This window comes from Wolbachia endosymbiont (group A) of Cydia amplana, assembly GCF_964028495.1.
Taxonomy (GTDB): Bacteria; Pseudomonadota; Alphaproteobacteria; order Rickettsiales; family Anaplasmataceae; genus Wolbachia; species Wolbachia pipientis.
In genome coordinates this window covers 817,905-832,307 of the sequence record NZ_OZ034792.1, presented here as the reverse complement: position 1 = coordinate 832,307, position 14,403 = coordinate 817,905, and the positions used below count along the sequence as shown (strand labels likewise).

The 14,403-nt window shown below is 36.9% G+C and carries 11 protein-coding genes; 7 read left to right on the top strand and 4 right to left on the bottom strand.

Annotated features, from left to right (window positions below):
* Positions 1 to 94 precede the first annotated feature (94 nt).
* Together ABWU40_RS04035 and ABWU40_RS04030 are read left to right on the top strand one after the other, a co-directional pair.
* Complete coding sequence (locus ABWU40_RS04035) at positions 95 to 265, top strand: hypothetical protein (protein WP_167482803.1); 171 nt, start codon at positions 95 to 97, stop codon at positions 263 to 265.
* Between the two features lie 95 nt (positions 266 to 360).
* Positions 361 to 1,347, top strand: coding sequence for a hypothetical protein (locus ABWU40_RS04030; protein ID WP_264378109.1), 987 nt, complete (start codon positions 361 to 363; stop codon positions 1,345 to 1,347).
* Positions 1,348 to 1,426: 79 nt separating this feature from the next.
* Here ABWU40_RS04030 and ABWU40_RS04025 read toward each other — a convergent pair whose 3' ends face one another.
* Positions 1,427 to 2,443 (bottom strand): substrate-binding domain-containing protein, encoded by a 1,017-nt coding sequence (locus tag ABWU40_RS04025; protein WP_015589083.1) that lies wholly within the window; start codon positions 2,441 to 2,443, stop codon positions 1,427 to 1,429.
* A 141-nt stretch (positions 2,444 to 2,584) separates the two neighbouring features.
* Between ABWU40_RS04025 and dcd the strand changes: the two genes are divergently transcribed.
* Positions 2,585 to 3,142, top strand: coding sequence for a dCTP deaminase (gene dcd / locus ABWU40_RS04020; RefSeq protein WP_006280485.1), 558 nt, complete (start codon positions 2,585 to 2,587; stop codon positions 3,140 to 3,142).
* Between the two features lie 5 nt (positions 3,143 to 3,147).
* Here the strand turns inward: dcd and ABWU40_RS04015 are convergent, their stop codons facing one another.
* Positions 3,148 to 4,170: a hypothetical protein gene (locus ABWU40_RS04015; protein ID WP_353279131.1), complete on the bottom strand. Its 1,023-nt coding sequence runs from the start codon at positions 4,168 to 4,170 to the stop codon at positions 3,148 to 3,150.
* A 438-nt stretch (positions 4,171 to 4,608) separates the two neighbouring features.
* On the opposite strand from ABWU40_RS04015, the gene ABWU40_RS04010 reads away from it, so the two are divergent.
* From ABWU40_RS04010 to ABWU40_RS03995, 4 genes are all read left to right on the top strand, one after another.
* A complete protein-coding gene (locus tag ABWU40_RS04010) occupies positions 4,609 to 7,935 on the top strand; it encodes a glycoside hydrolase TIM-barrel-like domain-containing protein (RefSeq protein ID WP_141456988.1) in 3,327 nt (1,108 codons plus the stop codon).
* A 57-nt stretch (positions 7,936 to 7,992) separates the two neighbouring features.
* Positions 7,993 to 8,859: a hypothetical protein gene (locus ABWU40_RS04005; protein ID WP_015589080.1), complete on the top strand. Its 867-nt coding sequence runs from the start codon at positions 7,993 to 7,995 to the stop codon at positions 8,857 to 8,859.
* A 185-nt stretch (positions 8,860 to 9,044) separates the two neighbouring features.
* Positions 9,045 to 10,208, top strand: a complete 1,164-nt coding sequence (locus ABWU40_RS04000; RefSeq protein WP_353279438.1) for a multidrug effflux MFS transporter — start codon at positions 9,045 to 9,047, stop codon at positions 10,206 to 10,208.
* A 133-nt stretch (positions 10,209 to 10,341) separates the two neighbouring features.
* Positions 10,342 to 12,042: an ankyrin repeat domain-containing protein gene (locus tag ABWU40_RS03995; RefSeq protein ID WP_353279130.1), complete on the top strand. Its 1,701-nt coding sequence runs from the start codon at positions 10,342 to 10,344 to the stop codon at positions 12,040 to 12,042.
* 55 nt (positions 12,043 to 12,097) lie between these two features.
* On the opposite strand, the gene ABWU40_RS03990 is transcribed toward ABWU40_RS03995, so the two are convergent.
* Positions 12,098 to 12,352 (bottom strand): hypothetical protein, encoded by a 255-nt coding sequence (locus ABWU40_RS03990; RefSeq protein WP_167482804.1) that lies wholly within the window; start codon positions 12,350 to 12,352, stop codon positions 12,098 to 12,100.
* A 17-nt stretch (positions 12,353 to 12,369) separates the two neighbouring features.
* Entirely contained in the window at positions 12,370 to 14,358 is a 1,989-nt protein-coding gene (tkt, locus tag ABWU40_RS03985; protein WP_015589077.1) for a transketolase, read from the bottom strand.
* Positions 14,359 to 14,403 lie beyond the last annotated feature (45 nt).

The following is a 14,403-nucleotide window of genomic DNA, read 5'->3' as shown; positions in this document are numbered from 1 at the left end:
AAGCATTTTGTTGGCCTTTATTAACAGTTATTAACAATATACTTGATTTACTTGTAAATATGTATGATAATTAAATTTTTATTAGAGGTAAGATATGGTTGAATTAACTGATGCACAAGAAGAAATTCTAGGTTCATTAAGACAGGCAGTCAGGAATGACAATTTTCAAGAAGTCCAGAACGTACTCAACAATAAGGAACATAATGATATACAAGCAGTTTTGAGCCACGAGGGGACTCTGACTAGTGACAAAGGTACCATTTAAATGATGTTATTGGCTGTACTAAAACTAGCGTTAACACTAAAGTAGGGATCATTGAACTAATTTGGAAGGAAGCTGATCAAAAAACTCGTGATTTTTTGTGTGATTACAAGGTAACAAAATCTTTTGAAGATCAACCATATTTTACGGATACAATAGATGATCTTAAACGCTTTCAAGGAAAATTTGACCCTCATAGCACAGAATATTTTGCTCTTGTACAAGTTGTTCAAAAAATAGAAGATCACAAGTGGGTAATGGATCTTGATTCCAACTTACAAGAAGCAATAGAAAACCTTGATATTGATCAAGTTAAAGCAGCATTAGAGAATTGTGGTGAAGATGTAGAAAGGGTTTTAGAGCGAGAGGTATATTGGAGTAGTGGAAGAGTAGATGCCCTTTTAGTTTATCCTCTGAAAGTTGAATATAGTGAAGAATTGAACCAAGAAGATGTGGAAAAGATAAAAGAAAGCTTTAAATTAATGTTTGATGCTGCTTCTCCAGGGCTCCTTGGGTTCGAGCCCAATGGAAATAACTATGTAATGGATAAACTTACATGTGCACAAAAACGTTTTGCTAAAATATCTGGAGTAGGTGAGCAATGCTTTCAAGATTTGATTCAAGAATTTGAGGAAAAACTTAGTAAAAATGAACTAGATAATGCCAAGATTAATGATCAGATAGCATGGGATAAAGAGTATGCGACTCGATTTTCACAAGAAATCAATCAGGATCCTTCTGAGAATGATGATCTTAACTTTATAGATGACACTGATCTAGATCAAAACACCGTAAACTCTGCACCAACTGCAGACAACAAAACCCCAGAAAAAAACGATACAAACTTCTGGAGTGAACACAAAGGGAAGATCGCTCTGGGCGTTGTTGAACTATGCGTAGTTGGTGCTATTGCAGCCTATGTGCTGGCATATCCTGTAGTTGCATTAGTTTTAGAAGTTTTAGCAGTTTCAGCATTGGCTGTACTAGCTTATATTGGAGGAGTTTGTGAGAAATCAGAAAGCCCAAATACGAAAAGCTCGGACCCGGTTGTTTCTGGGGTGTTGCAACAACGCAGAACTGTCTAATTAGTAATCCATTGTCATCCCAGCGCGCCGCGCTGGGTCTGACTACGCTAGAACAAAGAATATAAAAGAAACGTTGCCGTCACGTTATATCATAAACCTTTGCTGAAGCTTTCTTTATATCTTCACTTGAAAGTGGAATTAGACCAAGCCTAGATAGGTACCCATCTTCAATGCCGATCGAATCTATAATTTCTTTTATGAATTCTCTTAATCCATCAACAGTATCCAGGTGTTCTTTCTTTATATAAAGGTATAGAGGTCTTGCTAATATATATTTTCCCGATGATATATTTTCGTAAGTTGGCTCAATTCCTGCAATTGTGCTCCCTTGTATTTTATCTTGATTCCTCATTAAAAAGCTAAAACTAAATATCCCTAAAGCGTTCTTGTTACTTTTCAATTTTTGTATTATTATGTTTTCATTAATTCCAACTTCTATATACCTTCCGTCATCCCTTATATTACCACATGCTTTCTTTCTTTCTTCCTGATCTTTATAATTCTCTTTGAAAATTCTCGAGTTCATGCATGAATATTGATCAAGCATAATAGAATTAACCAAAGTTTCGTATGTGCCTGTATTTTGATGTGGACCATAAATTTCAATTTCTGTTTTTGGTAAGGCTTGATTTACATCAGACCAAAACTTCTTATTATTTTTTACTAATTTATCATTTTCTTGAGAATATGCAGATAAAGTTTCAAATAAGTCCTTCTTTGTGAAATCAAATCTATGGCTTTGATTTGAATTTGCAATGACAATTCCATCATAGCCAATGATGATCTCTATCACTTCATTAATTTTATTTCTTTTACATAGTTCTCTTTCTACTTCCTTCATAGGGCGAGATGAAGTGGTGATGTCTGGCGTGTCTTCCCCTATTCCTGAGCAAAACATTTTGAACCCTGATCCACTTCCTATTGATTCCACAACTGGAGTCTTAAAAGGGAATACACGATTGAACTCCTCGGCTATAAACGAGATAAAAGGAAAAACAGTTGAAGATCCAACAATTCTGATGTATTTCCTGGCATCAGCATTTGACGGCGGCGTGAATAATACGAATACAAAAATCAGGAGAAAGTTTCTAAGCATTATTTTTAGTTAAGAACATAAATCTAATTATTGTAACAAAACATCAAACTGAAAAGCTTTAATTGCATGACAAAAGCTACAGTTTACATTTAAATTTTATTTTATATTATTGTAAGTATTACACAACTTTAAGGAACAGTTATGGCAGTTATGCCAGATAAATGGATAAGAGAAAAAGCTGAAAACTTTGGAATGATAGAGCCTTTTGTGAATCACAAAAGCAGCAAAGGTGTTATATCTTTCGGACTATCATCTTACGGTTACGATGCAAGAGTGGATAATAAATTTAAAATTTTTACTAACGTTAATTCAGCCATCGTGGACCCTAAAAATTTTTCTGAGAATAGTTTTATAGATAAAGAAACAGACGTATGCATAATTCCACCAAATAGCTTTGTGCTTGCAAGTACAGTGGAATATTTTCGTATACCAAGGAATGTACTGGTCATTTGTGTTGGTAAATCAACTTACGCAAGATGTGGAATTATAGTAAACGTTACTCCCTTAGAACCTGGATGGGAAGGTCATGTCACACTCGAATTCTCAAACACCACTCCACTTCCTGCAAAAATTTATGCTAATGAAGGCGCATGCCAATTCGTATTTTTAAGCGGCGAAAGTGAATGCGAGAAATCATATGATGATATGAAAGGAAAATACATGAATCAGCATGGTATCACTTTGCCGTTAGTTAAGTGATTACTTTAGGTAAAGCGTGATATTGTTTTATTGTACTGAAGATTACTAAAATGAGTTTTAACTAATTTGTCGCATTCTTTATCACCTAAAACTGCACGTGCAGAGTGGTTTTTAAATGACTCTACATAGCTTGAAAAGAAATTTGTAGAAGGATTACTTAAAGCTTCTGCAACTTCTTTTTTTTCTTTATCATTGGAAAGCTGATTAAATAGTTCTTCTCCCTTTTTTTGCAGCTCATTTTCAAATTCCTGCTTTATAGTATTCTTATCTGCTTTTTGCAAGAAGGAAAACTCTTCAAAAGTGTACAAGGAAGAGACAATACTGTTAAATGTGCCAGTAAAACATGCACTTGAACCACGACCACCACACACTCCGTATTCTGTTTGCGATTCTACTAAATGTTTAACCAGTTGATATTTTCTCTGTGATATGCGGGTATTAATAGCTATATTATTTGCTCTAGTTTGATCGTTGCAAGCCTTCCAAACTAAATTTAAAACTTGCTTCAATGTTAACCCGCTTCCACTATGTGTACCAGGGTTATTTTTTATACGCTTCAAGCACTCAAGTGCATGTTTTTTCTCATCTTCTGTAAGTTGATCTTTATCTGCAGCTTTTTGTGTGCCATTTGCTATGCACTCTAACTGATCAATAAATCCTTCTATTTCCTCTATAAACTTATCATCAATATCAGGCTCACCGTAGTTTTCTTTTAGCTTTTGAACGTTAATATTAATTGCATCATTTACATCAGTATCATGCGTTGTTTGTGGAATACGTGCTGCCTCCATAAATGCTTCAGCTCTTTGCTCTAACCATTCTGGTGCTTTGCCTCCTGCAAAAAGATATAGCTTACTCAATACATTGGCGATTGAGAGAAACACCAGGAAAGAAATAACAAATATTATCAAAAGTACTACAGATAAACCTATGATTAGCCACCTTACAGGAGCTAGCAGAATTTCTTTTGCTTTTTTTAATTTTGACGGTCTTTGTATGTTGTCTGGTGTATTTACTACTGCTGGCATAATTAGTTTAAGTTAATATCAATATTATTAATATACTATATTTTTTCTTATTTTGTCAACTCAAATTTCTACTTCCGCACTTTCTTATTGTTGCTTACAATGATTATAGCTACACCATGTGCTTTTCTTAATTACAAACTTCAACTATTCATTGTAAATTATTGAATTTCCTACTATTTAGTAGCAAATTGTCATCCAAGTGGCTGTAAAACGACAAATTCGTCATTCCGCTGCTTGTTAGCGGCTAAGAGATACCGCGAATGAATCGCGGTATGACGGTTAAGTACCCTGCTACGTGTTAGCAGGATCTAGAGATACCGTGACGGTATGACGGTTCGCGGCGGCATAACGATAAGCTCGTCATCCCGCTGCTTGTTAGCGGCGCGGCGGCATGACGTAGAGCCTACATTAACTATAGAAACAAAAAGGAGGATTACCATGTCTACAATAATTTTATCATCAATTTTTGGTCAAGCAGGCAGCATTTTTGGGCCAATTGGCCGGATTATCGGCTCAGAACTTGGTGCTCTTCTTGGTGCACAGCTAGATGGGGCAATGTTCGGCCTTGAAGCCGAGCAAAAAGTAACGCATGGGGCAAGGCTAAAAAATCTGCAAGTTCAAACCTCAACCTACGGCAGAACGATCCCAATTATCTATGGCACTGCTCGTGTTGCAGGGAATATTATTTGGGCACAGCCAATAAAAGAAGAGGCGATAACCACCAAAAGTAAAATTGGAAGAGGTATGAACGTTACATATAATTACTATGCAACGCTTGCAATTGCGATCTGCAAGGGGAAAGTAGAAAAATTAAACAGAATCTGGGCAGATACAACATCACTTAGCTTTGATGAAATAGATTATACTTTTTACAGCGGCAGAGAAGACCAAAATCCTGATCCATTTATGTCATCAATTGAAGGAGAGGGGAATGTGCCGGCTTATAGGGGAATATCTTACATAGTCATCAAGAATTTTCCTTTAGCAGACTATAATAATCATGTTCCGGTATTTACGTTTGAAGTGCAAACTGCAGTAAAGTCAAATGAATTTTCAGTAGCAAAAAATATTCGGAATATCAATATCATACCAGGTTCAGGTGAGTTTGTATATGATACAAAAATACAGAAGAAAATCGCGCAAGAGAAAATAAGCAGCAACCAATATATCCCATATGGGCTGGCGCAAAGGGTAAATCACAACAACCACACTAAAAAGAGCGATGCAATGCTTTCTTTGGATCAATTAAAAGAAGATTTGCCAAATGTTGAGTTGGTGTCGGTGGTAGTCAATTGGTTTGTGAATAATCTGAACATTAAAGATTGTAAAATATACCCTGCAGTTGAATTTCAAGATGATTCCGCGATATTACCTGATGATTGGCAAGTAGGGGGTGTAACCAGAGATAATGCTCAGCTAATTTCAAAAGATGCGAGTGGAAACCCAAGGTATGGTGGCACAGTTAGTGATGCAGCGTTAACTAGATATATAGAAGAGCTGCACAGCAGAGGTTATAAGGTGATGCTCTATCCAATGCCCTTACTTGATACAAAGAACAAAGAGTGGCGAGGAAGATTGAGTGGGGCTCCTGAAGATATAAGTGATTTTTTTAAGAATCAGTACAACAAATTTATAGAGCATTATGCAAGCATTGCCAAACAAACTAAAGTGGAAGGGTTTATCATTGGTTCTGAATTTGCGCAACTTACCAAAATCAGGGATGAACAAGGGAATTACCCTGCCGTTATAGAGCTGGTCAAGCTTGCAAAGCGAATAAAACTTAATCTTGGAAAAGAAGTAACAGTTACCTACGCTGCAGATTGGAGCGAATACCATTCATATGATGGTTGGTATAATATGGATGAACTGTGGTCTTCAGAGTACATCGACGTTGTTGGCATAGATGCTTATTTTCCACTGACTGATGGTCCAGAGCCTCCTTTTGGCTATTCTGCGGAAGATGTAATGGGTGGTTGGAGCAGTGGAGTGGGGTATGATTATTTCTATGATTACTCAAAGAGTGAGTCTGAAAAAGTAAAGTATAACGACAGCAGGTATGCGTGGAAAAATATAGAGAAATGGTGGAGTGAAACTCACATAAACCCCGGTGGTAGTAAAACAAAATGGCAACCAAAAATGAAAAAAATATGGTTTACTGAATATGGATTTCCCAGTATGAACGGCTGCACTAATGAGCCAAATGTGTTTGTTGACAAAGGCAGCATAGAGAGCAAATATCCACGATATTCAAACGGAGAGGTGAGCTTTCTTTCGCAAAAAATTGCAATTGAAGGAACGCTAAAAAAGTGGCAAAGTTCAGAAATGGTAGAAAAAATGTTTCTCTGGGCATGGGATGCAAGGCCATTTCCTTATTTCCCCAATTTGTGTGATATGTGGACTGACTGCCATAATTGGCAGACAGGACATTGGATTCAGGGAAAGCTTTCACAGCTTAATATTTCCGATGTTTTATCGGATCTGTTACAAAAAACAGGTTTAAAAAGCGATCAGTTCGATGCAAGCAACGTCAAAGGGTTATTGTCTGGGTATGTGATAAACGACCAGCAATCGGTACGTTCAATTATTAAAATGCTGCAAAGTTGCTATTTTTTTGATGTGGTTGAACAGGACTCTAAACTGAAATTTGTCCAAAAGGGCAGGGGAGTTACGACTGGAATACCAATTGGTGAAATGGTTTTCAGTAACAATTCAAAACTTGCTAATATCAGTCAATTAGATTTAAACAATAAAGTTAACGTCGTTTATTTTAATCGCAATTTTGGCTATCCAATTGATGTTAAATATGCTGAGTTGCCAAAGCAAGGCGCTGCTATAACAGTTGAAATACCGCTCATTATGGAGGAGGGAGAGGCGCAAAATATAGCTGAGGTTTTACTTTATTCTTCGTGGCAAGAGAGAAATATATACAATTTCAAGCTGCCGATAAAATATGCGTGGCTTGTGCCAAGTGATGTAATAACGATTTTAGACGGTGAGAAAAAGCATACGGTGAGAATTATAAAAACAAAATTCGAAAGCATATCCATTCAAGTAATTGGCGTTGGTTATGATCACTCTATATATAAGCTTTCTTTTCCTTCAACAAGGTCACTTATGCTGAAGGAATACCCTCCCTCTCACATTAGCAAAACCATCGTAGAAATGATAGATTTACCGGATATTAAAGGTAATAGTGCAAGCTTTACTTTAATTAGTGAGGAAAAGAATTGGAAGGGAGCAACACTCTTTATTTCGTACAACGATAAGGATTATAAGCCTATTGCAAGCACAAACAAGCAGTCTACTTACGGATATGTAATGGAATCTACCGACGAGGGGCTTATAGTAGTGCTACGTTTTGGTATATTGAGTTCTTCATATAACCATTATTTAAGTGATGGTGTCATCCCAGCGCTTGACTATATTTCTCCTGGATCCCAGTGTCTGGGCACTGGGATGACGGAAGAGGGTTTTACAAGCACTAACGTTAGTACTATAAATGTAAGCAATTTAGCACTGGTTGGAAAAGAGGTGATAAAGTTCCAGAGTGCTGAACTAATAGATAAAAATAAATATAAGCTTAGCAACCTAATTAGAGGGCAAGAAGGCACCAAAGAGTATCAGCACACCACAGGTGAAAAATTTGTTCTACTTGATGATTCAATAATATCTTTTGAAGTGCAACCAGGAAAACGACTTTTCCTTAAAGCAGTGACTTATGGTGATTCATTGGATAATACGGAAGCGAAGGTCTTGAGTAATTGAAATTTAATAAAGTAAGTGCTAAAATTAATATACAGGTATTAATGGTAGAGATATAACATGTCAAAGGAAATGGTCAATGCATTGAAAGCTGAAGTGAAGAAGCTCAAATATGCTGATTTCAAAGCTAACACTTGGGACGAAGTAATTTCTGGTGAGGGAACATATAAGGATCTTAATAGAACACACGGCCTTGCTATTAACGGACAAAAAATAACTAACGAATTTATTAACAATCTGTATTCAAACCATAAAAATCTAATTCTACGGGATGAAAACGGAAAAGGGAATTATCGTCCATTTCTCAGACAAATTTTTACAGAAATGTTTAAACACGTTGGTGCAACAATTCCCAATAACTCTATTATTGAGGAGTTAATAAATAACTATTATCAGGGCGGATATACTCATTTTCTTCCTAATGATATGAATCAAGCTCTTGGATCTTTTCATTTGTCAACGCAAGGCAACTGTATGACAAGAGAGTATATTATGGATTGTCGTGAACCCAATTGTATAAAGCTTAGTTTTAGCATGAAATATACAAAAATGCTTAACTATGATGATTGTACATATATCGAAACACCAGGTTTTTGCAGTTCAGCGGAGTTTAAGCTGAAATGTAAGGATGAAAATGTGACGTATGAAGACGGTAAGGTATTGCTTACCATTCCTAAAGAGTTAGAGGACTATAAAGCTGGTGATGACGGTTTGTTTGATAAGCTTACTTATATTATAAATAAGCTTATTGAGTATTTCAAAAAACTTTGTGAGAAATTGGGCTTTGAGTTTGATACAAGAATAGAGTACGATCCTGAGCGTAATATAAAAATAGAGCATAATCTTGGTGAACCACTAAAGGTAGTAAGTGAGGCAAATGCATCTTCTGTTGAAGACTTAAAGCTTAAAGTGAATAATCAAAGATAAGGTATTGAAATTCAGGCTTTTCATGATTTTAGCTTAAGATTTCAGTGTCCGCTACTCGAATGACATCGTTTACTATGTAACATTGTACTTATACTAATGAAAAAAATACATTATAATTAAGTGTATTTAATCCAGTAAATCATTAAGTGAAAACAGCTCTTCCGCAAAATATCATCTCTCTTATTATGATATTGTCTGTAGCAATTGTCGATATGGCAACTGACCTATGCTCAGTTGCACTACCAAGCATTGCCAATTATTTTAAAGTAGAAGGCAGTGTAGTGCAGCTTACAATTAGCTTGAATCTAGTTGGATTTGCAGTATCTGGCTTAATTTATGGTCCATTATCGGACCATTATGGTAGGCGTCCAATGATGCTGATTGGTATGACAATTTTTACTTTGGCAAGTGTCATGTGTTATATAGCCGACAGTATTGCGCTCTTGATACTAATTCGCTTCATACAAGGAACAGGGGCTGGTGTTGCAGGTGTTGTTGGGTATGCAGCAATAAGGGATATGTACTCGGGTAGTGAATACTCGAGAGTCATTTCAAAATTAAATATGGTTGTGGCACTCTCACCTGGAATAGCTCCAGTGGTGGGCAGTTATATAATTTCACATGGGTATAGTTGGAAATTTTTGTTTTTTATTATATCACTTGCAGCAATTGCTATACTTATTTTTATCTACTTTAAGTTACAAGAAACACTCACTGTAAATAAAAATGGAACCAGTATAACTAACATAACTACTAATATCTGCAAGCAATATATATCAATATTTAGAAATTATCGTTTCCTTGGGTTTTCAGCCATTCATGGATTAACTTTCATGTGGCTTTGGGCATACATTGCTAACTACCCTTTCATATTTGAATCGATGGGCATTGAAGTACAGTATTTTGGCTACCTCATATCGATCATAGTCATATTTTACATAATTGGAACTTTAATTAATAGAAGGTATGTAACAAAAGTAGGGGTTAGCAAAATGCTAATAATAGGTTTGGTGTTACCGATAATATCCGATAGTTTATTGGTATATTTTTATTTCGCGGACAAGTTAAATATATTAATTCTTCAAACTGTTTGGATTCCAGCCAATATCGGACTTGCATTAATAATAAGCAATAACGTAACTTCTGCTTTAGAAACGATCAAAGGTATAGGGCTTGGTAGTGCAGTTCTCTCATTCTGCAATATGATGTTTGGGGCTATTGGAATATATATAGTAGGAAAATTTTTTCGCTATGGTATTTTACCAAATTTACTATTAACAATAGCATGCTCTACAATTGCAATTCTTATGTACAGCCAGCTCAAATGTACTGAAAAACACAGGGAATAACCATTATTTGCGTGATCCAGAGCTCATGGGTTATTAATGACTTTATCATGATAATATAATTTTACAGGGGGTGAGAGCTCATAGATTATTAACGGCTTTATCATAACAATATAGTTTTACAAAGAGGTGTAGGATGAGTAGTTCACAAAGTAGAGATAATTTTTTTAAGGCTGTTGAAAGAGGTGATATTGATGCAGTAACCCGTCTAATAAGTGAAGGAGCAGATGTTAAGGTAGAAAATGATAAAGGAGAGACTCCTTTACATATTGCTGCTGTATGGGGCCATAAAGATGTAGTAGAAGCCCTATTGGATAAAGGGGCAAATGTTAATGCAGTAGATAAAGATGGAAAGACTCCTTTCAAATTAGCTGCTAACGAAGAAATACAAACTCTATTAGAAAACACAGCTAAATTACTTGAGGCTGCTAGAAAAGGTAATATTGAGGAAGTAACCCGTCTAATAAGTGAAGGAGCAAAGGTTAATGTAAAAGATCAAGATAACAAGACTCCTCTACATTGGGCTGCTGAAAAGGGCCATAAAGAGGTAGTAGACGCCCTACTGAAAGTAAATGGAATCAATGTTAATGCAACAGATTGGTCGCAAAAGACTCCTTTACATTTGGCTGCTGTAGAGAGCCATAAAGAGGTAGTAGAAGCCCTACTGCAAGTAAATGGGATCAATGTTAATGCAACAGATTGGTCGCAAGAAACTCCTTTACATTTAGCTGCTGTAAAGAACCATAAAGAGGTAGTAGAAGCCCTATTGGGAAAAGATGGAATCAATGTTAATTTACCAAATAACAAGAAAGATACTCCTTTACATTCTGTTCTTAAAAAGGACAACATAGATATAAATGTATTGAACGCTCTACTGGGAGCAGAAGGAATCAACGTTAATGCACAAGATAAATATGGCAAAACTCCTTTACATTTGGTTCTTAAAAAGGGCAATATAGACATAAATGTATTGAACGCTCTACTGGGAGCAAAAGAAATCGATGTTAATGCACAAGATGGAGATAGGGCTCCTTTACATTGGGCTGCTGAAAAGGGCCATAAAGAGGTAGTAGAAGCCCTACTGCAAGTAAAAGGGATCAATGTTAATGCAACAGATTGGTCGCAAAAGACTCCTTTACATTTGGCTGCTGTATGGGGCCATAAAGAGGTAGTAGAAGCCCTACTGCAAGTAAAAGGAATCGATGTTAATGCAAAAGATCAAGGTGGAAAGACTCCTTTACACTTTGCTGCTGAAAGTGGTTATCAGCAGGTGGTGCAAGCTCTATTGGATAAAGGGGCAGATGTTAATATAAAAGATAAAAATGAAAAAACTCCCTTAAATTTAGCCACTGATAAAGAAATACAAGCTCTATTAAGGAATGCAAAAAACCCTGGCGACGGTTCTAAGCCATCGACGGACAATGAAGAAAATTCAGAGGAAGATGCTGGTACACGAGAGAAAGAAAAACAAGAAGGTGATGCTCAATCAGGATCAGACATTACAAAGCAAGAAGCTGATAAAACTGTAAATTCGGGGAGTGGAACACCACAAACACAACAGGGGACCACCAGTGCAGGACAAGGAACTGATATACAAGACAACGGTGTAAATTATGTTGCTTCCACAGAACCTGCACAAACAGAAGAACAGCCGAGCTCTTTTTTTGGTAGTTTGTTTAGTATACTTATGAAGCCTTTTTCATTAGTTGCATCATTTTTTGGTGGGTTTTTTTCATGGTTGTTTGGGTCTGATGAGCCAACACAATCATCATCTGAATTTGATCAACCAGTTGTATTAGAATCACCAAGTAGTTCAGAAGGCAATGACATAATATAGCCAGAGGTTTACTAGATTCCAGCGTCACGCGCTGGAATGACATGGTGGTATGTATTCAAGTAGCTGACACTGGTTCCTTTATGACGGCAGTGCCCAGAGGTGTCATCCCAGTGCCCAGACACTGGGATCCAGGAAACTTAATTGCAAGTAATGCATTGGGTTTGGTGAGTATGGGTTTTGCGTTATAGAATGAAGCACTTTTGGTGAATTTGTAAAGAAAACTAGATGCCAGTGTCAAGTGCTGGAATGACATCATCTTGGATGGAAATAACGTCACGCGCTGGAATGACAAAGAAGAGTGGGCTTTCATATGGTTATGCAAGAAGTCTACTGAATGTAAACCAGTTTCTCACACACACATTTTACCACATGATCAGCGTTGATATTAAAATGCTCATAAAGTGTTTTATAAGGTGCTGATTCTCCGAAGCTTTTCATGCCAATAAATATACCGTTTGAACCTATGTATTTATGCCAACCCATTTCACTTCCGGCTTCAATTGCAACTTTAATGCTGTCATTATTTAATATTGCCGCTTTATATTCATCGCTTTGCTCGTCAAAAAGCCTCCAGCATGGCATAGAAACAATCCTTGTACCTATACCCTTTTCCTGCAATTTCTCCCTTGTTTCAACTGCAATTTCAACCTCGGACCCCGTAGCAAATATCGTCACTTTTAATTCTTTTGAACATTCACACAAAATATATGCACCAAACTTCGATAAATTAGCAGATTGATCGATATCAGAGTAGAACTTGCGCATGTAACTTACGTTTTGCCTTGAGAGCGCAAACAGTGCTGGAGATTCTTTCTTTTCGAGTGCAATGCTAACACACTCCAGAGTTTCAACTGCATCGGCTGGCCTAAAAACATATAGATTTGGTATAGCACGCAAAGAGGCTAAATGCTCTATTGGCTGATGAGTTGGGCCATCTTCTCCCACTCCAATTGAGTCGTGAGTCATGACATACATAACCTGCTGCTTCATCAGAGCTGAAAGACGTATAGCAGGACGACAATAGTCGGAAAATACCAAAAAAGTGCCGCCATAAGGAAGAATCGCGCCGTGAAGTGCCATACCATTCATACATGCTGCCATAGCGTGCTCTCTCACTCCATAGTGGACATAAGAGCCACTATAATTATTGCTATTTATTACCTGCATGTGCTTATATTTAGTGCAATTTGACCCGGTAAGATCAGCAGAACCGCCGATTAATTCCGGCATATGTTGTGTTAAAAGTTCCATTACCCTACCAAAAGAAGATCGAGTAGCTTCGTTTGGCATTAGCTCACATATTTGTTTCTTCAGGTCAGCTAAAACACCAGCGATATTATCCGGCAAACGCTTATCAAGTCTTCTTTTTAGTTCTTCATTTTTTTCTCTGGATTCCAGTGTCACGCACTGGAATGACAATGAATTGTAATTTTGTTTTGCTCTCTCAACAGTTTTCTTCCAGGCATTTTTCACATCTTCTGGTACATGGAATGGTTCATAATTCCAGTTTAATTTCTCTCTCATCTGTTTGATGTCTTCCTCCGAAAAAGCACCACTGTGAGCAGAGGATGTGCCAGCACGGCTTGAAAATTTTCCGATAATGGTTTTGCAGCAGATCATTGTAGGTTTATCAGACTTTTTTGCTTGCTCTATTGCAAAGGATATGGCATCAAAATCATGGCCATCAATTTTGTCAACATTCCATCCATACGCTAAGAAGCGTTTCTCTACATCGTCAGAACAGGAAAGGCAAGTAGCGCCATCTATAGAAATATCATTATCATCAAAAAGAGCTATAAGCTTATTCAATTTAAGATGCCCAGCAAGTGATGCTGCTTCATGGCTTATTCCTTCCATAAGACAGCCATCCCCTAGCATCACGTAAGTGTAGTGATTGATTCTAAACTGCTTTTCAAGTATCGATTCAGCAAGTGCCATGCCAACAGCAGCGGCAAACCCCTGCCCTAAAGGGCCTGTTGTTGCCTCTACTCCGGAAGTCAAGCCAAACTCTGGATGACCTGGGGTCTTGGATCCCATTTGCCTGAAGTTCTTTAGCTCATCTATGCTAATATAACCTGTCAAATATAATATTGAATATAGTAACATTGACCCATGACCGTTTGATAAAACAAAGCGATCTCTATTGAACCATTTAGAATCATCAGGATTATGATTCAGATATTTAGCAAACAAAACAGTTGCAACATCTGCCATGCCAAGTGGCATACCTGGGTGTCCAGAGTTTGCTTTTTGTACTGCATCAATTGATAAAAAACGGATGGCGTTTGCCATAGATTCCAAATGTGAATGATTCATGTGTTAATAGAAAAACTTAAAAATGAAGTATAAAAGATTATATCA